The sequence below is a fragment of the Rhodanobacter sp. FDAARGOS 1247 genome, from assembly GCF_016889805.1.
In the GTDB taxonomy this organism is placed as follows: Bacteria; Pseudomonadota; Gammaproteobacteria; order Xanthomonadales; family Rhodanobacteraceae; genus Rhodanobacter.
This window is the reverse complement of record NZ_CP069535.1, coordinates 2,141,491-2,167,669: the sequence shown is the minus strand read 5'-3', so window position 1 is coordinate 2,167,669 and position 26,179 is coordinate 2,141,491. Positions and strand designations below refer to the sequence as shown.

At 66.3% G+C, this 26,179-nt stretch carries 27 protein-coding genes; 22 read left to right on the top strand and 5 right to left on the bottom strand.

Going from position 1 to position 26,179, the window contains the following annotated elements:
• Positions 1 to 179: 179 nt before the first annotated feature.
• The 9 genes from I6J77_RS09850 (at position 180) to I6J77_RS09810 (ending at position 8,401) form a co-directional block, all read left to right on the top strand.
• A complete protein-coding gene (locus I6J77_RS09850; protein ID WP_204108841.1) occupies positions 180 to 1,001 on the top strand; it encodes a helix-turn-helix domain-containing protein in 822 nt (273 codons plus the stop codon).
• A 159-nt stretch (positions 1,002 to 1,160) separates the two neighbouring features.
• Positions 1,161 to 1,883, top strand: coding sequence for an alpha/beta fold hydrolase (locus tag I6J77_RS09845; RefSeq protein ID WP_204108840.1), 723 nt, complete (start codon positions 1,161 to 1,163; stop codon positions 1,881 to 1,883).
• Between the two features lie 413 nt (positions 1,884 to 2,296).
• The gene (locus I6J77_RS09840) at positions 2,297 to 2,845 is read left to right on the top strand and encodes a DUF922 domain-containing protein (protein WP_204108839.1); all 549 of its coding nucleotides are present in this window, start codon (positions 2,297 to 2,299) and stop codon (positions 2,843 to 2,845) included.
• Positions 2,846 to 3,066: 221 nt separating this feature from the next.
• Positions 3,067 to 4,368, top strand: a complete 1,302-nt coding sequence (locus I6J77_RS09835) for a diguanylate cyclase (protein ID WP_204108838.1) — start codon at positions 3,067 to 3,069, stop codon at positions 4,366 to 4,368.
• 210 nt (positions 4,369 to 4,578) lie between these two features.
• The gene (locus I6J77_RS09830) at positions 4,579 to 5,115 is read left to right on the top strand and encodes a cell envelope integrity TolA C-terminal domain-containing protein (RefSeq protein WP_204108837.1); all 537 of its coding nucleotides are present in this window, start codon (positions 4,579 to 4,581) and stop codon (positions 5,113 to 5,115) included.
• Between the two features lie 78 nt (positions 5,116 to 5,193).
• Positions 5,194 to 5,736: a papain-like cysteine protease family protein gene (locus I6J77_RS09825; RefSeq protein WP_204108836.1), complete on the top strand. Its 543-nt coding sequence runs from the start codon at positions 5,194 to 5,196 to the stop codon at positions 5,734 to 5,736.
• 179 nt (positions 5,737 to 5,915) lie between these two features.
• Positions 5,916 to 6,818, top strand: coding sequence for a hypothetical protein (locus tag I6J77_RS09820; protein WP_204108835.1), 903 nt, complete (start codon positions 5,916 to 5,918; stop codon positions 6,816 to 6,818).
• A 111-nt stretch (positions 6,819 to 6,929) separates the two neighbouring features.
• On the top strand, positions 6,930 to 7,190 hold the full coding sequence (locus tag I6J77_RS09815; RefSeq protein WP_204108834.1) for a hypothetical protein: 261 nt from the start codon (positions 6,930 to 6,932) through the stop codon (positions 7,188 to 7,190).
• A 389-nt stretch (positions 7,191 to 7,579) separates the two neighbouring features.
• Positions 7,580 to 8,401 carry a hypothetical protein gene (locus tag I6J77_RS09810; protein ID WP_204108833.1) on the top strand — a complete coding sequence of 274 codons (822 nt, stop codon included), beginning with the start codon at positions 7,580 to 7,582 and terminating at the stop codon, positions 8,399 to 8,401.
• 218 nt (positions 8,402 to 8,619) lie between these two features.
• Here the strand turns inward: I6J77_RS09810 and I6J77_RS09805 are convergent, their stop codons facing one another.
• Positions 8,620 to 9,528 (bottom strand): AraC family transcriptional regulator, encoded by a 909-nt coding sequence (locus I6J77_RS09805; protein WP_204108832.1) that lies wholly within the window; start codon positions 9,526 to 9,528, stop codon positions 8,620 to 8,622.
• 131 nt (positions 9,529 to 9,659) lie between these two features.
• Here I6J77_RS09805 and I6J77_RS09800 point away from each other — a divergent pair, with 131 nt between their 5' ends.
• From I6J77_RS09800 to I6J77_RS09770, 7 genes are all read left to right on the top strand, one after another.
• Positions 9,660 to 10,196, top strand: coding sequence for a carboxymuconolactone decarboxylase family protein (locus tag I6J77_RS09800; RefSeq protein ID WP_204108831.1), 537 nt, complete (start codon positions 9,660 to 9,662; stop codon positions 10,194 to 10,196).
• Between the two features lie 177 nt (positions 10,197 to 10,373).
• Positions 10,374 to 10,766, top strand: coding sequence for a GFA family protein (locus I6J77_RS09795; RefSeq protein ID WP_204108830.1), 393 nt, complete (start codon positions 10,374 to 10,376; stop codon positions 10,764 to 10,766).
• Positions 10,767 to 11,061: 295 nt separating this feature from the next.
• Entirely contained in the window at positions 11,062 to 12,558 is a 1,497-nt protein-coding gene (locus I6J77_RS09790; RefSeq protein ID WP_204108829.1) for an ATPase domain-containing protein, read from the top strand.
• Positions 12,555 to 14,591 carry a PAS domain-containing sensor histidine kinase gene (locus I6J77_RS09785; RefSeq protein ID WP_204108828.1) on the top strand — a complete coding sequence of 679 codons (2,037 nt, stop codon included), beginning with the start codon at positions 12,555 to 12,557 and terminating at the stop codon, positions 14,589 to 14,591. Before I6J77_RS09790 ends, I6J77_RS09785 begins: the two co-directional genes overlap by 4 nt.
• Before the next feature lie 99 nt (positions 14,592 to 14,690).
• Positions 14,691 to 15,197 carry a DUF2975 domain-containing protein gene (locus I6J77_RS09780; protein WP_056764665.1) on the top strand — a complete coding sequence of 169 codons (507 nt, stop codon included), beginning with the start codon at positions 14,691 to 14,693 and terminating at the stop codon, positions 15,195 to 15,197.
• On the top strand, positions 15,197 to 15,427 hold the full coding sequence (locus tag I6J77_RS09775; RefSeq protein WP_056718331.1) for a helix-turn-helix transcriptional regulator: 231 nt from the start codon (positions 15,197 to 15,199) through the stop codon (positions 15,425 to 15,427). The genes I6J77_RS09780 and I6J77_RS09775 overlap by 1 nt, the downstream gene beginning before the upstream one ends.
• A 216-nt stretch (positions 15,428 to 15,643) precedes the next feature.
• Entirely contained in the window at positions 15,644 to 16,627 is a 984-nt protein-coding gene (locus I6J77_RS09770) for an amidohydrolase family protein (protein ID WP_239308903.1), read from the top strand.
• Positions 16,628 to 16,781: 154 nt separating this feature from the next.
• Here I6J77_RS09770 and I6J77_RS09765 read toward each other — a convergent pair whose 3' ends face one another.
• Entirely contained in the window at positions 16,782 to 17,681 is a 900-nt protein-coding gene (locus I6J77_RS09765) for a LysR family transcriptional regulator (protein WP_204108827.1), read from the bottom strand.
• 111 nt (positions 17,682 to 17,792) lie between these two features.
• On the opposite strand from I6J77_RS09765, the gene I6J77_RS09760 reads away from it, so the two are divergent.
• Both I6J77_RS09760 and I6J77_RS09755 read left to right on the top strand, forming a co-directional pair.
• Complete coding sequence (locus I6J77_RS09760; RefSeq protein ID WP_007809182.1) at positions 17,793 to 17,978, top strand: 4-oxalocrotonate tautomerase; 186 nt, start codon at positions 17,793 to 17,795, stop codon at positions 17,976 to 17,978.
• 22 nt (positions 17,979 to 18,000) lie between these two features.
• Complete coding sequence (locus I6J77_RS09755; RefSeq protein WP_204108826.1) at positions 18,001 to 18,396, top strand: DOPA 4,5-dioxygenase family protein; 396 nt, start codon at positions 18,001 to 18,003, stop codon at positions 18,394 to 18,396.
• A 230-nt stretch (positions 18,397 to 18,626) separates the two neighbouring features.
• Here the strand turns inward: I6J77_RS09755 and I6J77_RS09750 are convergent, their stop codons facing one another.
• The gene (locus I6J77_RS09750) at positions 18,627 to 20,270 is read right to left on the bottom strand and encodes an alpha/beta fold hydrolase (protein WP_204108825.1); all 1,644 of its coding nucleotides are present in this window, start codon (positions 20,268 to 20,270) and stop codon (positions 18,627 to 18,629) included.
• Positions 20,271 to 20,387: 117 nt separating this feature from the next.
• Between I6J77_RS09750 and I6J77_RS09745 the strand changes: the two genes are divergently transcribed.
• On the top strand, positions 20,388 to 21,920 hold the full coding sequence (locus I6J77_RS09745; RefSeq protein WP_204108824.1) for a PLP-dependent aminotransferase family protein: 1,533 nt from the start codon (positions 20,388 to 20,390) through the stop codon (positions 21,918 to 21,920).
• A gap of 106 nt (positions 21,921 to 22,026) precedes the next feature.
• On the opposite strand, the gene I6J77_RS09740 is transcribed toward I6J77_RS09745, so the two are convergent.
• Both I6J77_RS09740 and I6J77_RS09735 read right to left on the bottom strand, forming a co-directional pair.
• Entirely contained in the window at positions 22,027 to 22,680 is a 654-nt protein-coding gene (locus tag I6J77_RS09740) for a glutathione S-transferase family protein (RefSeq protein WP_204108823.1), read from the bottom strand.
• Positions 22,681 to 22,799: 119 nt separating this feature from the next.
• A complete protein-coding gene (locus I6J77_RS09735) occupies positions 22,800 to 23,279 on the bottom strand; it encodes a VOC family protein (protein ID WP_204108822.1) in 480 nt (159 codons plus the stop codon).
• 182 nt (positions 23,280 to 23,461) lie between these two features.
• Between I6J77_RS09735 and I6J77_RS09730 the strand changes: the two genes are divergently transcribed.
• The 3 genes from I6J77_RS09730 to I6J77_RS09720 all read left to right on the top strand — a co-directional run bounded on the left by I6J77_RS09730 (position 23,462) and on the right by I6J77_RS09720 (position 26,163).
• Positions 23,462 to 23,959 (top strand): hypothetical protein, encoded by a 498-nt coding sequence (locus I6J77_RS09730; RefSeq protein WP_204108821.1) that lies wholly within the window; start codon positions 23,462 to 23,464, stop codon positions 23,957 to 23,959.
• A 163-nt stretch (positions 23,960 to 24,122) separates the two neighbouring features.
• Positions 24,123 to 24,947 (top strand): hypothetical protein, encoded by an 825-nt coding sequence (locus tag I6J77_RS09725; RefSeq protein ID WP_056718342.1) that lies wholly within the window; start codon positions 24,123 to 24,125, stop codon positions 24,945 to 24,947.
• 82 nt (positions 24,948 to 25,029) lie between these two features.
• Positions 25,030 to 26,163 carry an MBL fold metallo-hydrolase gene (locus I6J77_RS09720; protein ID WP_204108820.1) on the top strand — a complete coding sequence of 378 codons (1,134 nt, stop codon included), beginning with the start codon at positions 25,030 to 25,032 and terminating at the stop codon, positions 26,161 to 26,163.
• Positions 26,164 to 26,179: the final 16 nt, after the last annotated feature.

Here is a 26,179-nt window from a genome sequence, read left to right as displayed (position 1 = left end):
GCGCCTCTCAATCCGTTGGCGCGGATGCCTTCCGTTTCCTTTGAGCGGGATCGGGGAAAGTCCTAACATGCCCGGATGTCGCCGATCCATCCGAAGGCATCGCGAGCATGGCCTTTCCGGTTCACATCCACAGGTACGAGGGAAGCACGCAGCTTCATGCTCCCCTGGAGTGGCCGACCATGCGGATCGAGCACCGGCTTCTGAACCCCGGTTTCCTTCGCCCCGTCACCTGCACCTGCACCACGGTCAGTGTGGCTCTTGGCGGTAGCGCACTTGCCCGCTGGAGGGACGGCACGTTCCGGCCGGTGGCGGTGCGTCCGGGGATAGCGACCCTCCAGCCCATCGGCCTGGAAGAGACGGAGGTCGAGATCACTTCGCCCGTCGAGTCCCTCCTCATTTTTCTCGCGCCCTCGGTGACCGACTCCAGCGCGCTGGGTGATTACGATATCGATCCGGCGCGAGTGGAACTGGTGCGGTCGGCCGGAATGTCGGACACGCTTCTGTACGAGGTTGCCGCCGCCTTTCGCGACATGGGTTCCCGGCCGCCCGAGTCGACGGACCTGCTGTTTGCCGAAGGCGCGAGTTGCATGCTCGCGGCGCATCTCATAGCCAGGTACTCGAACATCTGTTCGCGCCCCGTGCCCCTCCTGCCGGGTCTTCCGGGTCACAAGCTGAAGAAGGTGATCGACCTCGTGGAGTCCCGCTTCGCGGAGGCGATCAGCTTGAGCGAGCTGGCCGCCGAAGCCTGTCTCAGCCCGTTTCACTTTTCTCGGCTTTTCCAGGAGGCCACGGGCCTCTCGCCGCACCGATACATCACGCAGCGCCGCATCCAGGACGCGAAAGCCAGGCTCGCCGAAGGTCGCCTGCCGTTGGTCGAGATTGCACTGGAGGCGGGGTTCGGGTCGCAGGGAAACTTCAATCGCACCTTCCGGAAGCACACCGGGCTGACCCCGTGCCAGTTCCGGGCGCTGCGGCGCAATTCACCCAAGACGCACTCCTGATTGCACCGTCTGAGCAAGAACGGCCTTCGATTGCGCAAGATCGGCAAATACGGCCGTCTTTCAAGCGTGGATGCTACGGCTCGGCCCTGAGTTCAAACGCTGCCGCCGGTGGGCGTGAAAGCCACACGTTTCACGACGGCCATCTTTCGGAGGTGCAGCATGTCGAAGCAACCCACCATCGTTTTCTGTCACGGTATCTGGGCGGACGGCTCGTGTTTCAGCAAGGTGATCCCGGCCTTGCAGGCTGATGGGCACCAGGTGATCTCCGTGCAATATGGCCTGGATTCGTTCGAGGAAGATGTGGCGACAGTGAAGCGGACGCTCAACCGCGTCGGCAGCCCGGTCCTGCTCGTCGGTCATTCCTATGGCGGAGCCACCATCACGGCCGCGGGCGTCGATGAGCGGGTGGTCGGCTTGGTCTATATCGCCGCGGTCGCTCCGGACGCCGGCGAGACCGTGCAGGATCAACTGGACAAGTTTCCGTCGGACATTTTTTCCCGTGTCGAGGTTGCGGACGGTCGCGCCTGGATGCTGCCGAACGGCACCGAGTTCTTCGCCGGAGACCTCTCGGACGAAGACCAGAAGCTCGTGTGGGCGACCCACTATCCGCCTGTCTTCGACCTGTTCCATCAACAGAAGCTCGGCGCCGACGACATTGCGTGGAGGTCGAAGCCGAGCTGGTACGTTCTGGCGACGCAGGACCACACCGTGCATCCCGATCTGCAGCGCTGGGTTTCCGGGCGCATGGGAGCAACTGTCACCGAGGTGGCAAGCAGCCACGTGCCGATGCTTTCCCAGCCGGCCGTCGTCATCGACGTCATCCGCAAGGCCGCCGCTGCGGTGCGGGAAGCCAGCCCGCAAAAAAGGGTCGCCATCGTTTGACTTGCCGGAAGAGCACCTGACCTTTTCGTTTGGAGCGAATCCTGTCGCAGGCGCCCGGACGGGGCATGTCGCAGTGAACATGGAAGGACAGCGCATCGCCAGGGTCACTTCGCCGATGGGCTGATCCGTCATGCCATGACGACGGCCCCGTACGGATCACGCATGGGCGCCGACGGAAACGGTGTTCGGGACAACTCCTGATCGGCCAGCGAGCCATTCGGATTGTTCCCGACGCTTTTCGTCCAGGGCTGCTGGTGAACGGTCGGCCCGGTCCCCGCTGACCTCGGACCCCTGTCCGCGCGGACGGTGTTTCTGTCCGCGGACAGTGCCGGCGCGACCGTGGGGCGCGGCCGCAGGCGTCTGGAACGTTATGTGCTTGGAGCACGGAACCCCGATACCGTGGAAGCACGCCCATGTTCGTCACACCGCCACTGCCACCGCCAATCATCCCGGCCCCGGTCATCCAGGAGGATGTCCGTTACTACGTGATCGAGGGTCGAAGCGAATCCGAACTGGTTGCGCAGATGAACGCGAGGGGTTACCAGAATAAGGATGGCCGTTACTGGGGCTACACCTCGCCGCAGCTGAAGTGGAGTTTCGACACGCAGCCCGTCGAAGGACGCTGCAATCTGGTCGATCCGAAGGTGGTGCTGACCATTACGACCACCTTGCCGGCATGGACGCCGCCTGCCGGTACGTCTGCCGCCATGACGGCCAAGTGGCGTGCGCTCGATCGGGCATTGCGCCACCACGAGGGAGAGCACGCGCAGATAGCCCGCGACGCGGCCCGCGAGCTGGTTGCGCTGATGCGAGAGCATCAACGCGACGTTTCCTGCGGTGACCTCGATGCATCCCTGCAGGCGCAAGGGAGGATGATCATGCGCAGGGCCGAAGCGGCAAACGTCGAACTGGACAAGCGCACGGGACACGGTGCAAGGGAAGGCGTGACGATAAGCTGGTGAGGTATCCGCGGCCCGATCTGATCTAAGGGGATGCGGAATCAAAGGGGAGCTGACTGATCAAACCCGGAAGTGGAGGCCAGGTTCATTGGGCTCTACTCCGATGGATGAAGCGGGTTTCCTTCTTGCCGGCCTTTCGTTCGCCTGCTGTACGATGGCCCCTGCATCGCAGCTCAGGCCCGGCGCGCAGCCTGCAGGTCAAGCAACGAAGGAGGTGTATCCCGATGGGACGAAGCCCCGAGGCGCTGCTGCGCAGGCTGTCGGTGCGCCAGCGGATGATGGCCATCATCGTGCTGCTGTTGCTGCCACTTGCCGTGCTCAGTGCCGTCAGCATGATGGTGTTGAACGAACAGGAGATGGCCTTCCGCGATTCGGTCGAGGAGTCGGTACACGGGCTGCTCCCGTTGACCACGCTGGAGCACTACCTGCAGCAGGCGCTGGTGGATGAGTTGCTGGCCGAGTCGCACGACTCGGTGCCCGACTTCGCCGGACTGACCCAGAGCGTGGACAACAGCTTTTCGAGCATCCAGCTGGGCACGGACGGCAAGGACGTGCCGAAGCAGGTCATCGACGATGCGCAGAAGGCCTGGGTGCAGGCACGTCCATCGATTCGCCGCCTGGTCGAACACGTGCACGCCCAGCACGTGAGCGGGGCGACGGCCAGCGCGAGCACGCGCACCGAGCTGGAGCGCGCCATACAGGACGTGTCGAATGCCCGGGCCAGCCTGTCCGGCTTGCTCAAGGCGCGCTACGAGCATGCCGCGGCCCAGCGCACCCGTCAGTTGCACTGGCTGATGTGGAGCTGGCTGATCACCCTGGCGGCGGCCGGAGTGCTGATCGTGATCTTCCTGCGCTCTCTGCTGCGGCCCCTGCAGGCCTTGACCCAGGCCGCCCGGCATATCGAGGAGGGCCAATCCGGTGTGCGCGTGGACGTCGACGGCCGCGACGAACTGGCCGTGCTGGCCGAGTGCTTCAACCGGATGACGGCCAATTGGGAGGCCACCCAGGGTCACCTGCAGACCGAGGTGATCAAGGACCCTCTTACCGGCGTGCTCAATCGTCGCGGCATTCTTTCGCGGCTGGACGCCGAGCTCGACCTGCATCGGCTACGACAGCAACCGCTGAGCGTGCTGGCGATGGACCTTGATCGCTTCAAGTTCATCAACGATCACTACGGGCATAGCACGGGCGATCGCGCGCTGACCTGGGTGGCCACCACCATGCGCGGGCTGTTGCGCGAGCACGATCATCTGGGACGGCACGGCGGCGATGAATTCATCGCGGTCCTGCCGAACACGAGCCATGCCGTTGCGCTGGAAATCGCCGCGCGCATCAGCCAGCTCGTGCGCGAGGGAGCGGCGCGCGAAGCGGCGTACCCGGAGGTCACCATCGGCGTCGCCACCGCGCCGGAGGATGGCGACCTGGCAGCATCCCTGCTGGAAGCGGCCGACGCCAGGCTCTACACGCAGAAAAAGCATCGCCACACGGGCAGCCCGACGAGTGCAACGTCGCCCCCGACGCAGTAGCGCGCGAGCGGGAATAACGGGGCAGGTCGACTTGCAAGCGCCTCAATCGAGGGTGGCAAGGATGGAAACAAGTACAGCCATTGGCTTTGACCATGGGTTCTCGGGCGGTATCGGAGATCGAGTGCACTTCCATCCGTCGGTGGTGAACCTGCATCCTTGTCTACGGTTTCGCTTTCACCATGACGATCCTGGCTGGTCCGGGGGGGGGATATGAAAAAACGGCGATTGCTTGCACTGATTTGGCTTGCCCTGAGCGGCCTTTCGCTGACTGCAGCGTGTCAGCAAGTCGGTGTTTCGGAGCGCACGGCGAAATGCGCTCCGCAGATGACCGAGAAGGAATGCCAGCAGGCCCGGCTGGATGCGCTGTTCAAGAAGATGGATCAGGCCGCAGCGGCCGGGCACAGTTCGCACACCGCAGGAATGGATGCTCTGACGAGACGGTATGCAATGGCTATTCAGGCGGTGGTGAGGGATAACTGGGTGGCGCCTGACGGATTGCCGAATGCTGCATGCAGGGTTCACATAGTGCAGTTGCCCGGCGGTACCGTGATAAGTGCGAGTGCCGACGCAGGCTGTCCTTTTGACGCCAAGGGGCGACAAGCGGTCGTGGACGCTGTATGGCGTACGCATGCCCTGCCATACAAGGGGTTCGAGAGCGTGTTTCAGCGAAACATCGACTTCATGTTCTTTCCGCCGAACGCGCAAAGCGGAGTTCGCAACAGGGCCAAATTCACCTCTGGCCATTGAGTAAGCTGACCCGCCCCCGTCCTGCGGATTGCGGAAAAATGGACTCTGCCACTGTTCTTGCCAACCAAGGAGTCAGACATGACCTATCGGGTAAATGGCGTGTTGGACATGCACTTCCAGGGTTTGAATCTGAATTGCGGGCTTTACTGCCTGGAAGCACTCATGAGGAACAGGCATGGCACGAAGTATGGGGCTGTGGTCACTGTTGCTCCGGCATTCGATGGAACAACGTGGCGCGCGACTTATGGCGCGGCGCGGACCGCCCACGATCAGGCGGTACAAGCTCACATCGATGAATGGTTCAAGATTGCATTCGATCCGGACGATCATGCGGCGGCTTATGGCCTTGTAAACCTGGCTAAACCCGCCAGTGCTCTTGGGTGGGAAAATGCCCTGCGAGCGTACGGTCCCCTGGTCGTTTCCGGGCACATCGGAGCTGTACGAATCATTCCCATGCGAAATGCCGGCCATTTCGTGCTGGTCATCGGGGTCTCGGCGTCCGGCAAGATTGTCTATCTGGATCCTCTTCGCCCGCTGAATGCCTTCAACATGATGAAGCCTCGAATGTCCGTGGCACAGTTCAATAATCTGTCGGACAACATCGTTGCTGCGGCTGCGTAGGTACAGGAACTGGAGCAGCAGGGGGCAGCAAGACGCGAAGGTGGCGTACAGCCTGTGGAAGACCCAGTGGGAGAAAAGGAAGGGAGGGAATCGGCTTCAACCCATGCTCGCGCGACCTGGCCGTCCAGGCTTGGGTCGCGCGCATTGTCCTTGTTCGTCACGTCACTTCGGAGAATACCGTGCCGACTTACCAGAGCCACCACCAGCCGCGTCGCCAGTTGATCGTCAGCGGCAAGATCCAGAATCCGGAATCCTACGACCGCTTCTACGACATCGCCACGGACGCGTTGCAACGTGGCTGGCTTCCGACAATGAAGCTGGCCCCCGGTCAGCTGGTGCTGCGCGTGGTCAACGGCACGCTGACGATAACGCAGGCGGGCAGTATCCCGCCGGGCAGCTCCAGCAACGGCAACAATCGCTTCAGTGGGCCGCGACTGGATGGGCGTCATGGGCAGGGTGCACTGTACGTGGGCACGGTAGCCGGCGTGCTGCGCGAGACCGCGCACTACGCGTTGCAGGCGCCTGCGGCTTCCAGGTTGGGTGGCGCGCCGGCGCCGGCCTTGTGGATGCCCGGAGCACCTGACAAGACCCGCGATTTCATGCAGCAGCAGAAGGCCGGCGGGCTGGCACCCGGAAAGCAGCGCTTCCATCTGTTTCGCCTGAAGCAGCCGTTGTTGTTCGCCGACCTGCGGTTGTCCGCGCTGGAACCACTGTTCCAGCGGCTGCGTTCCAGCGGCGAGGCGAAGACTCGCTACGGCATCGTCGACTGGGCACCGATCGATATGCTCGTCTCCGCGGCCAGCAGGTCCCAGGATTACAGTGCCGCGCGTGGCTTCGCCGACGCGGTGTTCGACCAGAGTCGCAAGACCGGTCATGCGGGCGTGTGCGCTGCGTCGTCGCGCGCCGACACCGACAGCGGCCTGGTCGTCGAATCTCATGGCGACCCCACCGGCGGCCTGATCTTCGCCATCTTCGGCCAGGATGGCGCCGCGATATCCGCGCTGGAACCCGCCGCGCCGGCTAACCATCCGGACGCCGCGATCTACGACACCTTCGCGGCGATTACCGCAGCGGTGGTGTGAACTACATCCATCGGGACGTGGCTGATCAATCTGCCTGTCGTCCAGCAGACGGCAGCCGGTTTGTTGACGGCAGCGGCCTCGCAGACGCGAACGATCGCGAGCAGCCACCCGATGGATGCCGTGGGCAAGGATGCGGCGGAGGTGGAAAGCCTGATCGCCAAGTGGGATCTCGACACGGTCTCCGATACCGAGGCCAGGAAGACCAAGGATTACCTCTATACCCTCGGCGCCAAGGCCAAGCGTATCGACCGGGAAGGGCCCGTGACCAACGGCAACCAGGTTGTCACGCACGGCAAGTTCCGCCTGCAGTTCGGCACCAGGACCTATGCCGGCGTGTGGATCAAGGTCACGAGATACTGGACGCCGCGGTGATCCGCTGCGCATTCGCCGAGAGCGTGGTGGCTGGACACTACGTGGAGGTGTACCTGGGCTGATGCCGGCGGGACGTGGCGAACGTCATGTAGGTCCGGGGCGCGGATGCCGGAAGGCAAAGTCGAATCCTCGCCTCAAGAAGGTGCACTCTGGGCCCTTTGTTTTTGCTGAGCAGGGAGCGTAGGCGGCGACCAAACGGAGACAATTGCTTGTTCCCCTCGTCACTCTTTCGCGAGTGCAATCGAGAACCCGCGGGGATGGCGACAATTTTCGGCTCGATGTCGATTTCGGTTGATCCCCTTCGTCGTTCCCGTGAGCGGCTGGAAGGGAAGGCCGCGCAGCAGTCTTGAATCGAGCCGCGCAGCCGGCGCCCACCAGAGGACAACACCATGTTCATCACGACGATCGCGGGGATGTCTGGCAGCAATGAGGGCGGTTTTCTCCGGATCGTCCGGAGGCCGTCGAAGACCGGCGTCATCGGCAGGCTTGCCGCCAGGGGAATGGCTTGCGCCGCCCTGGTCGGTCTCGCCCTGATCGGCGCCGTGGCGCAGGCGGCCGAGTCCTATCCGCGGATGGCTCCCGTCAAGGCCTACCTGATGGATCGCGAGCAGGAGATCGCGCTGGCCAGGAGTGCTGCGCCCGCTTCCATTTCCGGGAGCGCAACGGTCCTGGTCCTGACTCCCAAGGGGTATGAAACCGCCGTCACCGGTACCAACGGATTCGTCTGCTGGGTCGCCCGGGGTTTCAGTGGCGCCACGGACTGGCCCGAGCGATGGAATCCGAAGATCCGCGCTGCTGGTTGTGACAACCCGCAAGCTGCGCGCAGCGTGACGCCGATCGCCAGGCTTCGCACGGCGATGACACTTGCCGGTCGCTCCGATGCCGAGGTCGCCGACCGCATCCAGACAGATCTTCGCACCGGCAAGATCCCGCCGCTGGGAGCGGGCGCCATGTGCTACATGATGTCGAAGTCGTCCTATCTTTCCGACGACGGTGGCCACGACATGGCGCACGTGATGTTCTACATTCCCGCCAGGGATGGCGCCGACTGGGGCGCCAACGCCTCCGGCTCCCCCGTCTTCGGCGGCAACTACTGGTTCTACGCGCCGGACCATCAGGCCGAGGCCGCCAAACTGCCGCCGCTGTCGGTCATGCTGGTCGGCGTCGCCACCTGGTCGGACGGAACGCCTGCCACGATGCCGCCGATGTAGATGACTTCGAACGACGGCTTGTGCCGGCGGGAAGACCGTCGGCTCGCGCATCGTCAGCTGCAGCGTGGACATGAGGGCCGCCAGGTCAGCCAGGTGATGCCGGTCTGGCGGCTGTCGGATCTGAAGTTGCTGAAGACCCTGCAGGCGCTGCGATCACGTGACCGATGATCGTCGCGCGCGGTGGCGGCTTTTGAATCGTCCCTGGCTTCCTTCTGCGGTTACTCGGCCTGGCGACGGAATGCGGCGGGGCTGGTGCCGTGCACGCGCTTGAAGGCCTGACCGAAGGCGGCGCGCGAGATGTAGCCGCAGGCTTCGCCGATCTGCTCGATGGAGCGCGGGGTTTCGCGCAGCAGGCGCGCGGCGAGGTCCATGCGCAAGGCGGTGACCACGTCCATCGGCGTGGCCGGCGACAGTTGGGTGAAGTGTCGCGCGAAGCTGGCCCGTGACATGCGGCTGACCTCGGCCAGCCGTTCCAGTGTCCACGGCTCGGCGGGGGCGGCGATCACGGCGGCCAGCGCGGGACCCACGCGGGCATCCATCAGCAGGGCGAGCAGGCCTTGTTGCAGGTCGCCCTGATCCATCAGCGTGCGCACCACCAGGGTGAACAGCGCGGCGGACAGGTGCGCGATCACCGCGTCGCCGCCGGGCGAGGCCTGCAGGCTCTCGTGACGCATGGTGTGCAGCAATGCGTGCAGGCCGGCGTAGTCGTCGCGGCCCCTGGTGTGCAGATGCACCACCTCGGGCAGCACCCGCAGCAGCAGGGCGTGGTGGCGACCCAGCTCGAAGGTGCCGCAGAGCATGTCGAACTCGCTGTGCGGCGCGTCGCTGGCCAGTTCGACGAGGCGGCCCAGCGGGCGGCGTACTTCGGCAAACGCCAGGGTGGCGCCGTCCGCGTGGCGCATGGTGTGGGCGGAACCGCGCGGAAACAGCACCAGGTCGCCAGCCACGAACGGCCGTCGCTGGCGGCCCACTTCCAGCACGGCTTCGCCGGCCAGCACCACGTGGTAGGGCACCTGGCCCTGTGGCGTCTCCGGGTGCGGCACCGACCATGCGCCGGCGAAACGGCACAGCAGGTCCACCCGTCCGTGCAGGCCCATCGAGCTCACCAGGGTGCTCAAACTGTCCATCGGTACCTCAAGACGAATGAAACCAGGATCGAGACGCGCGCAACACGATGACACGGACGCGACGCCCATCATTGTCTCCACCGGCAGATGCCCAAGGCAACGCCGCCTCTTTCTTCCACAGGAGTTACCCCATGACCCGTTTGCATACAGTCGCCCCGGACCAGGCCGGCCAGGAAGCCGCCGAGCTGTTCGGCATCGTCAAGCGCACCATCGGCAAGGTGCCGAATCTCTACGCCACCATCGGCAGCAATGCGCCGGCCGTGCTGGCCCACGTGCTCGACACCGGCGCCACGCTCGCGAAGAGCTCGCTGTCCCGGCGCGAGCAGGAAGCGATCAACCTTGCGGTAAGCGAAGCCACCGGCTGTGACTATTGCGTGGCCGCCCACACCATGACCGGCAAGATGGCCGGCTATACGGCGGAGCAGACCCGCGAACTGCGCACCGGTGCCTATGCCGAAGACGCGCGCATCGATGCGCTGGTGAAGTTCGCACTGCAACTGGTGCAGCAGCGTGGCACGCTGGACGTCGTCGCCGTCGATGCGCTGAAGGCGGCCGGGTTCGACGATCGCCAGCTGGTCGAGATCCCGCTGGTGGTGAGTACGATCCTGTTCACCAACATGGTCAACCGCATCAACGACACCACGCTGGATTTCCCCAAGGCGGCGTAAGGCATCACGCGACAACGAAACGGGCGCCCTGGGGCGCCCGTTTTGCCGTGTGGGGATCACCTGGACGGTGCCCCGAGCGCATGGCGCAAGTGCCGGGTAGTCTCGGACTGACCGGTGGCACTGGCTTGTAGCCGCTCGCTACGATTGCCCCGACACCCATCACGAAGGAGACCGACCATGACGACATTCACCGGCGGCTGTCTTTGCGGCGATGTCCGCCTGCAGGCATCGGGCGAACCCCACCGGGTGGGCATCTGCCATTGTCTCGACTGCCGCAAGCATCACGGCGCATTGTTCTTCGCGGCGGCGATCTTTCCCAGGGAAGCGGTGACGATCGAAGGCGAGACGCACGATTATGCCAGGCGGCACTTCTGCCCACGTTGCGGATCGTCGGTGTTCGCCTGCTCCGGCGACGAGATCGAAGTACACCTGGGCTCGCTGGATGCGCCGGACCAGCTGATGCCGACCTACGAAAACTGGCTCATCCGGCGCGAAAGCTGGTTGCCGCCGTTTCCGCTGGCGCACCACTACGAGCGTGATCGCGAGGGCGCAGGGCGACGCGAAGATTAGTCCGCGAGCAGTGGCAGGGGCGACCGGGAACATCCCCGGACTCCCGCTTCGTCGAGATTGCCCTGACCCCAGTCGCGACCTGCTTCGACCGCTTGCGGAGTGACGGTGCGGCCTGGGGCAGACCGACCGGCTGCCAGAACGACCCCGATGTGAAATGGGCTTCACGCCGGCAGGGCCGGGATGAACCTCGACTGTGGGGCGCGCTTGCCGGGCGAGGGCATGGCCCGCGTTCGCGTCGTTGCGATGCGCGCTGTGCTAGAGATGGCCCGCGTATTCATGCCGGAGGAAGTAGAGCTTGGACGAACATCTGACTGACCACGCCCTGCTGGGGATCGCCGGGCTCGACGATGTGCTGGAAGGCGGCTTTGCTAAGGGCCGGCTGTTCCTGCTGGAAGGCAGCCCGGGCACGGGCAAGACCACGATCGGCCTGCAGTTCCTGCTGGCGGGTCGCGACGCCGGAGAGCGCGTGCTGTACGTGACGATGTCCGAGACCGAGGCCGAGTTGCGCGCCACCGCGGCGTCGCACGGCTGGTCGCTGGACGGCGTGGAGATTTTCGAGTTGGTGCCGCCGGAAAACCTGCTGGACGAAGCGCAGCAGCAGAGCCTGCTGTATTCGTCCGACCTGGAACTGGGCGAGACGACCGGGCGGATTTTCGAAGCCTACGAGCGCGTGGTGCCGGACCGCATGGTGCTCGACAGCCTGTCGGAGATCCGCCTGCTGGCACAGAGTTCGTTGCGCTACCGGCGCCAGATCCTGACGCTGAAGCACTACTTCGCCCGCAACGACGCGACCGTGTTGATGCTCGACGATCTCAGCAGCGAACTGACCGATCGGACCGTGCACAGCATCGCCCACGGGGTGATCCGGCTGGAGGAGCTGTCGCCCGACTACGGTGCCGAGCGCCGTCGTCTTCGCGTGCTGAAATATCGCGCCCGGCAATTTCGGGGCGGTTACCACGACTTCGTGATCCGCAAGGGCGGCGTGACGGTGTTCCCGCGTCTGGTCGCCGGCCACCGCGACAGCGACATCTATGCGCGGGACAAGCTGGCCAGCGCATCGCCCGAACTCGATGCCTTGCTGGGTGGTGGCATCGAACGCGGCTCCAGTGTGCTGGTGCTGGGCCCGGCCGGCACCGGCAAGTCGCTGCTGACGCTGACCTTCATCGCCGGCGCGGTCGAGCGCGGCGAGCGGGCGGGGTTGTTCGTGTTCGACGAGGAGTTGGGGCTGCTGTACCAGCGGGCGCTGGGTGTCGGCATGGACCTGCGCCGCATGGTCGATGAGGGCCAGCTGATCATCGAACAGGTGGACGCGGCGCAGATGACACCCGGCGAGTTCTCCGCGCAAGTGCGCCAGCACGTGGAGGTGGGGGGCGTGCGCACCGTGGTGGTCGACAGCCTCAACGGCTACCAGGCCGCCATGCCCGAAGAGCAGGCGCTGGTGCTGCACATCCACGAGTTGCTGCAGTTCCTCAACCGGCGTGCCGTGACGACGTTCCTTACGGTCGCCCAGCACGGTCTGGTGGGCGACATGAAGGCCCCCGTGGACGTGACGTACCTGGCCGACACCGTGGTGCTGCTGCGCTACTTCGAGGCGGCCGGAAGGGTGCGCCGGGCGATTTCGGTGGTGAAGAAACGCGCTAGCGCCCACGAGGACACCATTCGCGAATACCGCATCGGTACCCGCGGCTTCCAGTTGGGCGAGCCGTTGACCCAGTTCCAGGGCGTGTTGCGCGGCGTGCCGACGATTTCCGGGGTCGATGCGGAAAGCCGATTGTTCCCGGATCGGACGTGATTCCTGCCTTCTCCGAACGCGGCCTGATCCTCGCGCCCCGGGGGCGCGACGCGCACGTGGCGGCGGCGATCCTTGCCGAAGCGCGGCTGGGTTCGCACGTGTGTCCATCGCTGGATGAACTCGTGCGCGGGATGGAGGCCGGCGCCGGCCTGGCGATCGTGACCGAGGAACATCTGTTGCAGGCCGACCTGCATGCGATGGCGAACTGGCTCGCGGCGCAGCCACAGTGGTCCGATTTTCCGTTCATCCTGCTGACCAGCCGCGGCGGCATCGAACGCAACCCCGCCGCCAACCGGTTGCTGACCGTGCTGGGCAACGTGACCTTCCTGGAGCGTCCGTTCCATCCCACCACGCTGGTCAGCCTGGCCCAGTCCGCCTTGCGCGGACGCCGCCGGCAATACGACGCCCGTGCCCGGCTGGATGCCCTGTACGACAGCGAGCAGCGGTTCCGGGCGGCGGTGGAGGCCGTGCAGGGCGTGCTGTGGACCAGCAACGCGCGCGGCCAAATGCAGGGCGAGCAACCGGCCTGGGCGGCGCTGACCGGTCAGCGCCAGGAGGAGTACCAGGGACCGGGCTGGACCCGCGTGCTGGACCCGCGCGACGTCGAGCCCACGCTCGCGGCGTGGCGGGCCGCGGTGGAGGAGCGGCGCGTGTTCCAGTTCGAGTATCGCCTGCGCGTGGCGAACGGCCAGTGGCGGATATTCAGCACGCGCGCCATCCCCACTTTTCATCGCGACGGCAGCATCGTCGAATGGGTCGGCGTAAACATCGACGTGACCGAACAGCGCGCCACCGAGCAGTCGCTGCGCGATCTTACGAGTACGCTGGAGCAGCGCGTGCGCGAGGAAACCGCGGCCCGCCAGGACGCGCTGGCCAAGCTGCACGAGGCCCAGAAGCTGGAGACGATCGGCCAGCTCACCGGCGGCGTGGCCCACGACTTCAACAACCTGCTGATGCCGATCACCGGCGCGCTGGACCTGCTGCAACGACGGTACGGCGATGCCGACGCCCGCGCCGCTCGCCTGATCGACGGCGCCCTGCAATCGGCCGAGCGCGCCAAGACGCTGGTGCAGCGGCTGCTGGGCTTCGCCCGGCGCCAGAGCCTGCAGACCCAGGCGGTGGACATGGTGGCGCTGCTGGCCGGCATGCGTGACCTGATCAGGAGTTCGATCGGCGTCGCCATCGAGCTGCGCATCGACAGCGCGCCCGGCCTGCCGAAGGCGCTGGCCGATCCCAACCAGCTGGAGCTGGCGCTGCTGAACCTGTGCGTCAACGCGCGCGACGCGATGCCCGCCGGTGGCGTGCTGACCATCGTCGCCGACGTGGTGGCCCCCGCCGCCGACATGGCCAGGCTTGCCGTCCGCGACTACGTGCGGGTGAGCGTGATCGATACCGGCACCGGCATGGATCGCGAAACGCTGGCGCGGGCGGTGGAGCCGTTCTTCTCGACCAAGGAAACCGGCCGCGGCACCGGGCTGGGCCTGTCCATGGTGCACGGCCTGGCCGCCCAGCTCGGCGGCCACTTCGCGATCACCAGCACGCCGGGCGAGGGCACGCGCGTCGAGTTGTGGCTGCCTGCGGCGTCCGCCGCCACGGCAACGGCTTCGCGCAGTGACGTGCAGTTGGATCGACCACGGCCCGCCACCCGGGCGCTGGACATCCTGCTGGTCGACGACGAGCAACTCGTGCGCGACGGCATCGCCATGATCCTGCGCGAGCTGGGCCATCGGGTGGTGGAAGCGGGCGGCGGCGCCGAGGCGCTGGACAAGATCCAGAACGGCCTGCAGGTGGATGTGGTGGTGACCGACTACAAGATGCCGCGCATGGATGGTGCCGAAATGGCGCGCCGCCTGCACGGCTGGCAACCGCAGTTGCCGGTGCTGTTGATCACGGGCTACAGCGGACCGGCGGGTGACACCGTGGGGCTCCCTCGTCTGGCCAAGCCGTTCCGGCAGGCGGATATCGCCCGGGCGCTGGCGAAGCTGGTGCCGGCGGAAGCCGGTGCAGCAGAGCTCGGGGGTGCGCAGCGCTGAGGCGGGTCGGGGCGCGGCTCCGGTCGATACGCTGATTGACATTGCAAATCTATCGTTTTGAGATATATTGTAATCTCCATACGATAGGGGAGAGCGGCGATGGGGAATCTTGCGGTGCTGGCGTTGCGGGTCGTGATCGCGATCGCCCTGGCGGGTTCGCTGGTGGTGCAGGGAGTGATCGCACCGCTGTTGTGGCAGGACCTGGAATCGGCGCGGGCGGACGTGCGGATTCCGCTGGTGGTGATCGTGATCCTGGGCGTGTTGACGATGCAGGTGACCGCGGTGTGCATCTGGCGGCTGCTGACCATGGTCCGCCGCGGCACGGTGTTTTCGCTGGCGGCATTCCGTTACGTCGACATCGTGATCGGCGCGATCGCGGCGGCCTCGGTGCTGACCTTCGGCATCGCGGTGGTGGCCGCGCACAGCAACCGGACCACGCCGGGCGACGAAATCGCTCCCGGCCTGGTGGCGATGGTCTGCGGCGCCTCGCTGGTGATCGGCGGCGTGGCGCTGATCGTGCTGGTGCTGCGGATGCTGCTCAAGCAGGCGGTGGCGCTGGATTCCCAGGCCAGGCATCTGCAGTCCGAACTGGACGAGGTGATCTGATGGCCATCGTGGTGGACATCGACGTCATGCTGGCCCGGCGCAAGATGGCCGTCGGCACGCTGGCCGAACGCATCGGCATCACCCCCGCGAACCTGGCAGTGTTGAAGAACGGACGGGCCAAGGCTGTTCGCCTGGCCACCCTGGACGCGCTGTGCCAGGCGCTGGACTGCCAGCCGGGCGACCTGCTGCGCTGGGAACCTGATGCCGCGCCCCTGCCGCAGCAGCAGTGAAGGCGTTCGCGTCGACCAGCGGCTGTGATCCGGCGGATCGGCCGGCGCCGAGCGGGTCGCGATTGCAGACACGGACACGGCGTTTGATGATGGGCAGCATCGAACGCAACGCATGTCGCGCGGGCGACATGGTCCAACGAACGGCGGAGGTCGGGAGGCGACGTGCATTTTCCTGTCGGAAGGTCTGCAGTCACGCGGGTGCTGATGCGGCCTTGCGTGGCGTCGTTGGTCCTGGCGTTGGCCGCATGCAGCGCGCTGCCGGCGCGAGATCGCCTGGTACCGGTGCGCGTCGATCACCATGTGCACGTGAACTCGCCGGCGATCCGCGACTTTCTGCCTGGCTACTGCAAGAGCGTCGAGCGTTATGGCGGCTGCGATCCGGCGATCACCGCGCCGTTGACGCCTGACGACTTGCTGAAGGCGATGGATCGTGCCGGTGTCCGTCGCGCGCTGGTGATGTCGACGGGTTACCTGGCCGAGAGCCCGATGATGGTGCCGCAACGCGCCGACGCCGCGGCGCTGCTGCGCGCCGCCAACGACTGGACCGTGAATCTCGCGCGCGAATCCGGTGGTCGCCTGCGCGCGTTCGTGGCCATCGATCCACTCAGGCCCGACGCGCTGCCGGAAATCATGCGCTGGCGCGGCAACCCCGCCGTGACCGGCATCAAACTCCACCTCACGGCGTCCGGGGTGAACCTTCGACGCGACCGCGACGTGGCGGCGCTGAAGGCGGTGTTCCACGCGGCGGCCGACGCCCGGCTGGCGATCATGATCCATCTGCGCCCCGCAAGCATGGATTACGGCGCACGCGACGTGCAGCGGTTCCTGGCGGACGTACTCCCCGCAGCCGGCGACACCCCGGTGCAGATCGCCCACGCGGGAGGTTGGGGCGGGCTGGACCAGGCCACGCTGTCCGCGCTGGGCGCGTTTGCCGATGCATTCGCCAGGCATCCCGGAAAATTCAGGCACGTCTGGTTCGATCTTGCCGACGTGTGGAGGGACGACAGCAGCCCCGCCGACAAGCAGGCGCTGGTGGCGCTGATCCGGCGCATCGGGCTGCGCCATTTCCTGCCTGCTTCGGACTGGCCGTTCAGCGGCGACCTTGCCGACTACTACAGCCGCCGATACCCGGAGCTGCCGCTGACCGCAGCGGAATGGAAAATCCTGCGCAGCCAGGTGGCGCCGTACGCGAAGCGTTGAAGACGCCGGCGAACAAGTGGCCAGAGGCCCGAGTCGATGCGAATCGTCGCTGGCATCTCCTGACTGAAAACGTGTTCCGCGGTTCAGGGGACCAGACGAACGGAGCTGCACGCGATGCAAGGGAACGGATGCAGCAGACTGCGCAGGCATCCCGTCATTGCTTCGGCGACGGGCCGAAGCGCTCGATCAGGAAGTCGATGACGGTGCGCAGCTTGGCGGTGGGATGCAGGTTCTGCGGATAGATCAGGTACATCGGCGAGGGTGCCAGCGACCACTCGGGCAACACCGGCAACAGACGCCCGGAGGCCAGGTCATCGGCCAGCACCGCCTCGGGCTGGAGCACGATGCCGATGCCGTTCAGCGCGGCGATGCGCAGGGCATCGCCCTGGTTCGCCGTGAAGCGGCCCCGCACGGCGACGTTGCAGGTGGCTCCGCCGGGCCCGACCAGTCGCCAGAGGTCGTGCCGTCGCCAGTACGACAGGCCCAGGCATTCGTGCGCAGCCAGTTGCTGCGGATGATCGAGCTGGCCATGTCGCGCCAGGTAGGCCGGTGCCGCGGCCAGGCGTCGACGGTAGGGCTGCAGCGGGCGGGCGACCAGGCCGGGCTCGTTGATGTCGCCGATGTGGATGCCCAGCTCGAAGCCTTCGTCGACGAGGCTGGGACGACCATTGTCCAGCGTCAGTTCGACGCCGACTTCGGGGTAGCGCGCCATGTATTCGCTCAGCGCCGGCACCAGGCTGTGGCTGCCGAAACTCACCGGCGACACCAGCCGCAGGCGGCCGCGCGGGCTGGATTGCAATTCCGACGCGCTGGCCTCGGCCAGTTCCACGTCGGCCAGCGCCAGCTTGCAGCGCTCGTAGTAGAGCCGGCCCACGTCGGAGAGCTGTTGCCGGCGGGTGGTGCGGTGGAGCAGGCGTGCGCCCAGTCGATCCTCGATGGCGCGCACGTGCTTGGCGACCATGGTGGGCGAGACCCGGCTGAGCTCCGCGGCGGCAGTGAAGCTGCCGCTTTCCACCACCCGGACGAACATTTCCATGCCGGCCAGCTTGTTCATGATTGACAACCTGCAGGTTTGAAATTGGTCAAATCATGGCATGTTTATCAAGTTGCAAGCAGGGCGCACCATGGCGACCGCCTCGATCCGGGGCCCTCATCGGAGAACACCATGCCCACCTTGCATCTCGAAATGCTTCCCGGCCGCACCGTGGAACAGAAGCGCGCCTTCGTGCGCGAAGTGACCCGCGCCACCGCCGAGACGCTGGCCTGTCCGCCGGAAAGCGTGGATATTCTGATCAGCGAAGTGCCGCGCGACGGCTGGGCCAAGGCCGGCAAGTTGATGGCGGATGCATGAGGCCGGCGAGCGGAGGATCGACATGAGCGAACACGAAGCGCCCTGGCACGCGCACATCTACTGCACGCCCGCAACGCGTGCCGCGGCCGAGGCCATGCGGCGTGACCTGATCGATCGCATGGACTCGGGTGCGATCCCCCGGCTGCTCTTCGTCGGGCAGCTCAAGGACGGCAAGGCCGGCCCGCATCCGATCCCGCAGTTCGAGATCCACTACACCGGAGAAGCGCTGCCGGCCATCCTCAAGCTGATCGAAGCCTCCGGCCTGACCGCGCTGGTCCATCCGCTCACCGATGACGACCTGGCCGACCACACGACGCTGGCGCACTGGATCGGCACGCCGATCGAACTCGACCTCAGCACGCTCGACCCGCCGGGCATGAACCAGGGGGTCGCGCGGTTCGCCAGGTCGGACTTCTGAGGCCGGGGAACGTTTGGCAGTCGTCGTGCCTGCATCCCCGGAAACTTTCGCCCGATCCCGCCACGGCGGATCACCGGGGCAGTTTTCAGGTGGGCGATGAACAACGGTGTCTGCCTCGCCTCGATTCGGGGGTGGGCAACGGCTCCTGCGTTGCCTCGACCCGGGCATCCATGCCCTCCCCATCCATTGTCTTGCCGTCTCCGGCTTCGAGGCTGTGAAGTCGCAACCTCTCAGGGCACCAGCAGCCAGTTCGCCTGATGCGTGTTCGGCGGGGGCGGCAGCCACCAGCCCGCGGCGGGGTAGCCGTATTCGTAGGTCGTGGCGTCCTGCATGGCGAAGGAATGCATCGGCCTGGCCTGGCAGACCACGTCGCGGGCGGGCATGTCGCCGGAGTTCAGATAGGCGAATTCCGCGTTGGTGGTGCAGGCGTTGTCGTCGAACATCACGCCGTGGGTGGTGGCGTTGTTGACCAGCACCATCCGCGCGGCGGGGTCATCCAGCAGGCGGTCCTTGAGCGCCTCGGAGTAGGGCGTGGACGGATCGAACTCGTTCTGCACCATCAGGGCATGCACCCTGGTGCGCGACTCCAGCTGGCGGTCGAGCGCCTGCTGCCACGGCCAGTGCCGGCACTTGTCGATCAGGGTGGAGGCGCCGATCGCCCAGTTGGTGCGGACGTCCGCGATCTTGCGGGCGATGCTGCGCGTATCGGTGGAGCCGGAGTCGTTGCATTGCAAGACATCGGCCATCGGGTTGAAGCCGGGCTGGCTGCGCAGGTCGACCGAGGTCATCGCGCCCATCTGTTCGGCGGCGGCGATGTGGGCCGGATCGCCATCCAGCGCCTGCGACATCGCGCTCAGCGACGGCGACACCAGCAGATCCCAGAACACCCACATGCCGGTGCCATCCAGCGAAGCCAGCGCCTGGTCCGGCGTCACGCTGCCCATGCGGTGTTGCGAGGCGGCCTGGTAGATCCGCTGGAAGGTGGTCATCACCTGCTGCGGCGTCGTGCCCATGTGGAACTGGTCGTCGTGCCGCGCCACGAAGGGAATGAATGCCTGCTGCACATTCAGCTGATCCATCGACATCCGCTTCAGGTCCTGCCGCTGCCAGTCCAGGTGCAGCCAGTTCATGTTGCTGTCGAGCACCACGCGCTCGAAGCGATCGGGAAACAGGCGGTTGGCATACGCCATCAGGCTGCTGCCGCTGGATACGCCGAGCAGGTCGGCGCGGGGGAAGCCCAGCACGGCACGCACCAGGTTCAGGTCGCGCGCGTGGTTGGGCGTGTTGATGCTCTTGAGGAAGGCGGCGTGCTGTTGCAGGCAGGCGCTGATCGAACGATACCACCAGTCCTGCTGTGCCTGCACGCTGGCGGCCGTGGGATTGCGGCTGTCGCCGTCCATGAAATTCTCGGCGCCGCTGCGCGGTGCGTAGTCGCAGCTCACCCGGGTGCCCAGGCCATCGGTGATGCCGCGCAGGTCGACGCCGACCACCAGGTGATTGGCCTGGACTTGCGGCTGCAACTGCTCGAGCATCTCCGCCTGCGAAGCGCTGGAGTTGTCCGGGCCGCCGGCGTTGACCAGCAGCAGGCGTGCGCCAGGCGGTGAATGCAGCGGCCTGGAAATGCCGATGGTGATGTCGCCCTGGCTCGGATCGGCCCAGTCGATCGGCACGGTGATCAGGGCACACTGGATCGTGCTTCCATCGGTGAACAACGAGGGCGGGCAGCCGCCCCAGTTCACCGCCTGCTGGTAGTACCTGGCGTAGGCCGGGTCGGTCGAGTGATCGTCCGTAGCCCTGGCATTCGCCAGCCCCGAGCACGCTACGCAACCGATCAACACCGCCAGCTTGCGTGCGGACAACTTGAACAACTTCATCGTGATGCTTCCCCGGTCAGTGGCCATGGCATGATGATCTGCAGGGCCGACGGGGGCGTAAATGACCGGTCGCCCGCTTTTTCGATGTAACCACTTCAAGCCGCCCCGGGAGCATGGATGGCGAACAGGCGGCAAGACGACAAGCCGATGTATGTCCGGATCGCCGAGTCGATCCGGCGCGATATCGATGCCGGCCGTTTCCAGGCAGGCGCGTGCCTGCCCGGCACCCGCTCGATGACCGTCTCCCTGGGGGTTTCCCGCACGGTAGTCCTGATGGCTTATGACCAGCTGGAGAGCGAGGGCTACCTGGAGTCACGCTCGGGTAGCGGCACTTACGTGAGCGCGCGTCGCATCGACGCATCCGCCGGCGGCACGCCGCTCGACGAGTTGGTCGCGGCGCCGAGAGAGCCCCGGCTGTCCCGCCTGGCCCGGCGCGCCGTGCTGCCAGCCACGCCCGAGAGGAATCCGCCGGCGCTTGACACGGGCGTGATCGAAGGAGGGCTGGTCGATCTGGCGCAGCCGCGCGTGAAGTCCGATCCGCGCAGCCTCAAGGCGTGGAAACAGAACCTGGTGGCGCTGCTGCGTCGTCGCGACACACCCGACTTCCCTGAACTGCAGGGCGCCATCGAATTGCGCAAGGCGGTGGCCAGCTATTTGGGTGTCGAGCGGGCGATCGAGGTCGACCCGGACGACATCCTGATCGTCAGCGGCGCCCAGCAGGCGCGCGATCTGATCGCCCGCGTCCTGCTTGACGAAGGCGATGGTGTCGGCGTGGAGGAGCCCTGTCACTGGAGCGTGCGCCACACCTTCGAGGCGATGGGCGCGCGGATCGTGCCGTGTCCCGTCAGCCCGCAAGGCATGGACATCGACCGCCATGCCACGGCGCTGGATGGCGTGCGACTGGTCAACGTGTCGCCGTCATTCCAGTTCCCGACCGGCGTGGTCATGCCCGAGGATCGACGCCGGGCACTGCTGCATTGGGCCTGTGCCCACGACGCCGTGCTGGTCGAGGACGATTTCGACTGCGAACACCGCTTCGGCGTGCGCACGGCTCCGTCGTTGTGGTCGCTGGACCGGCATGGCCGGGTCATCCACGTCAGCAGTTTCGCCCGCTCGATGTTTCCCGCCTTGCAGCTGGGCTACATGCTGGTGCCACGCCAGCTGCGCGAACGGTTCCTGGCGGTCAAGTGGCTGGCCGATCGCGGCAGCGTATCGATGCAGCAGCACGTGCTTGCGGCGTGCATCAACAGCGGCCAGTACCTGCGCGATCTGCGGCGCATCGCCCACCGCCTCGCGCCCCGCCATCGGGCGCTGTGCGCGGCCCTGCATGCACGTCTGGGCGACGCGATGATGGTGACCGACGCGGTGGCGGGAGGATCGCTTTTCGTGCACTTGCCCCGGTTGCCACGCCATGCCACCGCGGCATTGCTGGCTGAGGCGCTGGCGCGCGGCGTGCACATCCGTTCCGCCGAGTGCTTCCATCGAACCCCGCCCGATCACGTGACCCTGGTGCTGAGCTACGCCGGGGTGTCCGAGGCGGCCCTCAAGCGGGCCGGGGCACGGCTCGCCGAGGCCTGCCTGGCGGTCGGGGAAAAATTCGCCATGTCGTCGCCGAAACGAAACCCGCGGATCGAACCGGCCAGTGCCTGACGGGGCAGCGGTAGCCCGAGCGCTTCCCAATGCTGCTTCATCCTGCGCAACGCCGGCGATCCACGGCCCCACTGCGTGTTGCGCGGGGAGCCCGGACGAATGACGGTCAGCCCGCCGCGCGGCTGTTCTCGAACACGGCCAACTGCGCTGCAAACGCCTGCCTGAACGCAGGCCGTGCTTCGGCGCGGGCCACGTAGGCGGCGAGATTCGGGTAGTCGTCCAGTATTCCCGTGGGCTTCGCCCGGAACAGCACGCCGACCATCATCAGGTCGCCCGCGCTGAACGCGCCGTCGAGCCAGTCGGCTTCGCCAAGACGGCTGGACAGCAGGCCCAGTGTCTTGCGCGCCCGCTCCTCGAGCATCGGCTGGCGTTGCTCGTACCAGGGCTTGTTGCATTCGAATACCTTGGCCATGCTGAACTCGACCAGCGGCGGCTCCACCGTGTTCAGTGCGGCGAACATCCAGGTGATCGCGCGTGCGCGGGCATTCGCCTCGTCCGGCAGCAGGCCCGGGCGCGTCTGCGCGAGGTGAAACACGATGGCGCCCGACTCGAACAGGGCGAGCTCGCCTTCTTCATAGGTGGGGATCTGCCCGAACGGGTGCAGCCCCAGATGCGCGGGCCGTTTCATCGCCGCGAACGAGACCAGCCGCACTTCGTAGGCCTGGCCGACTTCTTCCAGCGCCCAGCGGACGCGCATGTCGCGGGCCAGTCCCCGGCCGCGATCAGGCGACGATTCAAAGGCGGTGATGGTCGGATTCATGGTGGAGCTCCTGGTCATGCATGACGCCGCGTGCGTCACGGGTGGTTGGCGGAAAAAGGGATGATGCTCACAGAGGCCGCCTTGCCTCCGTTGTGCATTGGTGGTGACCGTTGTAATGGTCAGCCGCGCACGGCGGCTTCGATCGCGGCGATGTCGATCTTGCCCATCTTCATCATTGCCTCGAACGCGCGCCTGGCAACGGCGGGGTCGGGATGGGTGACGGCGTCGATCAGCATGCGGGGGCTGATCTGCCAGGACACGCCCCACTTGTCCTTGCACCAGCCGCAGGCGCTGGCCTGGCCCCCGTTGTCGATGATCGCGTTCCACAGGCGATCGGTTTCAGCCTGGTCGTCGGTGGCCACCTGGAACGAAAAGGACTCGTTGTGCAGCATGCCCGGCCCGCCATTCAGGCCCACGCAGGGGATGCCCATGACCGTGAAGTCGACCATCAGCACATCGCCCTGCTTGCCGGCGGGGTAATCGCCCGGTGCGTGATGGATCGCCCCTACCGAGCTGTCCGGGAAGGTCCTGGCATAGAACGTGGCGGCTTCCAGGGCGGCGCTGTCGTACCAGACGCAGATGGTGTTCTTGGCGAGCATGGGATTCTCCTGGCTTAGGGGGCGGGATGCTTCCTTGTTGCGACGAACGAGGTGCGGACGGATCGACACCGGGATCGGGCCGTCGCAACACCATCTTCATGGAGCGCACACGCCCTTGCCAGCATCTTTGGCGTCGACGCCGGCGTGGCACCGGCAGTGACGAGATGGACGGGAGCAACCCCATGCAGACGAGCAGAGGCATTTCCCTGGTCACGATCCTGGTCGTCCTGGCGATCCTGGTCGTGGTGGCGGCGTTCGCCATCCCCGCGTGGCACGACCGGGTCGCCCGCGACCATATCGAGGAGGCCATGAAGTCCACCGATGCCCCCAAGCTGGTGGTCATGGAGGCGGCGACGACAAAGGGCGGCCTGGCTCATGTCACCCGGAGCGACCTCGCCTACAACGCCGGCCCGCCCGGCGAATACGTCGACAAAATCGAACTGGGGGACGGCGGCCGGATCACGCTGACCACGCGAAACACCGGCACCAAGCCCGACCCCGTGCTGGTCCTGCTTCCGGTGGAACCCGCCGCTGACAACTCCAGCCGCACCATCAGCTGGACCTGCACCATGGTGATCGGCAACCAGTCTGCGGCACCCGTCGCGTGCGCGGGCACCGGTCAGGCGGCGGCCGCGCCGCCGGCCACGGCGCCCGCGCCCGCGGCGACCAGCGTGCAGTGACCGCCGCGCGCACTGACCGCCGGGGAGTCGACTGCATCGCGGTGCACGGCAACGCGGCCCCGGCTCACGCGAGGTCCCGCCGAAAGCCCATTGCAGCCGGCTGTGCCGCGCGCGATGCTTGCGCACCTGACAGCGTGGTTCGGAGTGAACCGGGGAGCGCAAGGTGCACGAGCATTCGGATACCTGGACGGCGGCGGACCTGCTGTCCTATGAGAAGTACATCGAATCGACCACCGGCCTGGAGCGATTGAGCCGCGTGGCCACGGCAGACGAGGAGTGGGTGCTCAGCGACTGGGATGGCGAGCGCTACACGATCCGCTTCGACAAGAATTTCTCCAAGAAGCACCTGGCCACGTTCTCCAAGGATCGCGAGCGCACCGAGCGCGAGGCGTACTTCGAATGGCTGAACTCGGGCAAGACCCGGGAGGCCGGCGAAAACTGGCAGCGGGCCGAGCATGGCCTGATGAACCAGAAGATGAAGACGACGGCGGACAACCGCAACGTCGCCGACCTCTGCGGCTGCGGCCATCGCTTCAACAGGCATCCCGGCGCCGGTGCCTGCACCCAGTGTAGCTGCCCGCGATTCGTCACCACATTTGCGGCCAGCCGCATCGTCCAGGGCAAGCCGGTGGAGGATCCGCTGGCCGGCATGAAGACGGCCCGCACCACCTTCATCGTGCTCAACTGGGTGCCGAAGGCCGACTTCGAGAGTGTCGTCGTGCAATCGATCCAGGCGCACGAGAAGCCGAGCGGCTGGAAGCGTGGTGATCCGCTGGCCAAGGCGGTCAATGACGAAGCGGTGCTGAAATGGGACTTCGGCGTTGCCCGCGTCGGCGCCGTGGTCCAGGCCCAGGCCGGCACCGATCCGGCGACCTGGGTCAGGAAGCAGGGCTGCTACATCAAGGCCAGGAAAATCGCCACCGACTGGGGTCGGCAGACCTGGCAGGTCTTTCACATGGAAAGCGGGCCGGCGCATCCGGCGTTCTGAGCGGTGCGGCGGCAGGAACGTGCTCGTCACGACGGCTTGTTGACGCCCCACCGTGGAGGGCTGCGATGACGGAGCACGCCGCATGAAGTCCTTTGGCAAGCCGCCGCAGGGCGAGCGGCTGGAACGGCTGCACGATCTGCCGCTGTGGGACGGCGAACGTCTGCGCAACATCCATCCGGTCCTGCCGGGACTGCGCGATCCGGATGCGCCGCGGCCCACGCTGCGGGATTTCTTCTGCGGCGACGAGAACCGCACGCCACCTGCGCCACTGCCTGCGCAGGACCCGCGCAGCGGCTGGGCGAGAAAGCCGGCCAGCGGCTTGCGGGCCACCTGGCTGGGCCACTCCACCGTATTGCTGGAGATCGACGGCTTTCGGGTGCTCACCGATCCAGTGTGGGGACAGCGGGCCTCGCCCTTCACCCTGCTGGGGCCCAGGCGCTTCCAGCCGGTGCCGATCGGCTTGCGTGATCTGCCCCCGATCGACGCCGTGGTGATTTCGCACGACCACTACGACCACCTGGACTATCCGACAATCCGGGCGCTGGCGAAATCGAAGGTTCCGTTCGTCACCTCGCTCGGGGTCGGCGCCCATCTCGAAAGCTGGGGCATCGCACCGTCGCGCATCACCGAGCTGGTCTGGTGGCAAAGCCATCGCGTGCCGGGCACCGGGCTCACCATCACGGCAGCGCCGTCGCAGCATTTTTCCGGCCGCGGCCTGAAGGATCGCAACCAGACATTGTGGTCGTCGATGGTCATGGCCGGCGACCGGCATCGGGTGTTCTTCAGCGGCGACACCGGGCTCACCACCGAATACGAAGCGATCCGCGACCGGCTGGGCCCGTTCGATCTGGTGATGCTCGAAGTGGGCGCGTTCCATCCTTCCTGGGGCGATATCCACCTGGGGCCCGCCAACGCGCTGGCCGCTCACCGCCTGCTTGGCGGCGGCGTGCTGATGCCGGTGCACTGGGGCACGTTTGCGCTGGCCACGCATGCCTGGGACGAACCCGTCGAGGACTTGCTGAAACTGGCCGACCCGCTCGGCGTCGGCCTGTTCCTGCCGCGTCTGGGACAACCGGCCGAGCCTGCCGAGCATCGCGAGGTGGAGTCATGGTGGCGCCGCGGCGAACCCGTCGAGCAGCGACGCGCCGCCGAGGCGGAGCCCGAACCGGCCCTCACCGAACGGGTGCGCGACCAGCTGCCGTGGCCACTGGATTGAAGGGCAGGGCACGCCG

Excerpts from the sequence above, each read along its gene's own strand:
- I6J77_RS09800 (WP_204108831.1), top strand. The coding sequence starts at position 9,660 with ATGACCCGTTTGCATACAGTCGCCCCGGACCAGGCCGGCCAGGAAGCC.
- I6J77_RS09730 (WP_204108821.1), top strand. The coding sequence starts at position 23,462 with ATGCAGACGAGCAGAGGCATTTCCCTGGTCACGATCCTGGTCGTCCTG.
- I6J77_RS09765 (WP_204108827.1), bottom strand. The coding sequence starts at position 17,681 with ATGAACAAGCTGGCCGGCATGGAAATGTTCGTCCGGGTGGTGGAAAGC.
- I6J77_RS09755 (WP_204108826.1), top strand. The coding sequence starts at position 18,001 with ATGAGCGAACACGAAGCGCCCTGGCACGCGCACATCTACTGCACGCCC.
- I6J77_RS09780 (WP_056764665.1), top strand. The coding sequence starts at position 14,691 with ATGGGGAATCTTGCGGTGCTGGCGTTGCGGGTCGTGATCGCGATCGCC.
- I6J77_RS09775 (WP_056718331.1), top strand. The coding sequence starts at position 15,197 with ATGGCCATCGTGGTGGACATCGACGTCATGCTGGCCCGGCGCAAGATG.
- I6J77_RS09815 (WP_204108834.1), top strand. The coding sequence starts at position 6,930 with ATGGATGCCGTGGGCAAGGATGCGGCGGAGGTGGAAAGCCTGATCGCC.
- I6J77_RS09795 (WP_204108830.1), top strand. The coding sequence starts at position 10,374 with ATGACGACATTCACCGGCGGCTGTCTTTGCGGCGATGTCCGCCTGCAG.
- I6J77_RS09805 (WP_204108832.1), bottom strand. The coding sequence starts at position 9,528 with ATGGACAGTTTGAGCACCCTGGTGAGCTCGATGGGCCTGCACGGACGG.
- I6J77_RS09845 (WP_204108840.1), top strand. The coding sequence starts at position 1,161 with ATGTCGAAGCAACCCACCATCGTTTTCTGTCACGGTATCTGGGCGGAC.
- I6J77_RS09850 (WP_204108841.1), top strand. The coding sequence starts at position 180 with ATGCGGATCGAGCACCGGCTTCTGAACCCCGGTTTCCTTCGCCCCGTC.
- I6J77_RS09810 (WP_204108833.1), top strand. The coding sequence starts at position 7,580 with ATGTTCATCACGACGATCGCGGGGATGTCTGGCAGCAATGAGGGCGGT.
- I6J77_RS09745 (WP_204108824.1), top strand. The coding sequence starts at position 20,388 with ATGGCGAACAGGCGGCAAGACGACAAGCCGATGTATGTCCGGATCGCC.
- I6J77_RS09825 (WP_204108836.1), top strand. The coding sequence starts at position 5,194 with ATGACCTATCGGGTAAATGGCGTGTTGGACATGCACTTCCAGGGTTTG.
- I6J77_RS09835 (WP_204108838.1), top strand. The coding sequence starts at position 3,067 with ATGGGACGAAGCCCCGAGGCGCTGCTGCGCAGGCTGTCGGTGCGCCAG.
- I6J77_RS09735 (WP_204108822.1), bottom strand. The coding sequence starts at position 23,279 with ATGCTCGCCAAGAACACCATCTGCGTCTGGTACGACAGCGCCGCCCTG.
- I6J77_RS09740 (WP_204108823.1), bottom strand. The coding sequence starts at position 22,680 with ATGAATCCGACCATCACCGCCTTTGAATCGTCGCCTGATCGCGGCCGG.
- I6J77_RS09720 (WP_204108820.1), top strand. The coding sequence starts at position 25,030 with ATGAAGTCCTTTGGCAAGCCGCCGCAGGGCGAGCGGCTGGAACGGCTG.
- I6J77_RS09840 (WP_204108839.1), top strand. The coding sequence starts at position 2,297 with ATGTTCGTCACACCGCCACTGCCACCGCCAATCATCCCGGCCCCGGTC.
- I6J77_RS09760 (WP_007809182.1), top strand. The coding sequence starts at position 17,793 with ATGCCCACCTTGCATCTCGAAATGCTTCCCGGCCGCACCGTGGAACAG.
- I6J77_RS09750 (WP_204108825.1), bottom strand. The coding sequence starts at position 20,270 with ATGAAGTTGTTCAAGTTGTCCGCACGCAAGCTGGCGGTGTTGATCGGT.
- I6J77_RS09830 (WP_204108837.1), top strand. The coding sequence starts at position 4,579 with ATGAAAAAACGGCGATTGCTTGCACTGATTTGGCTTGCCCTGAGCGGC.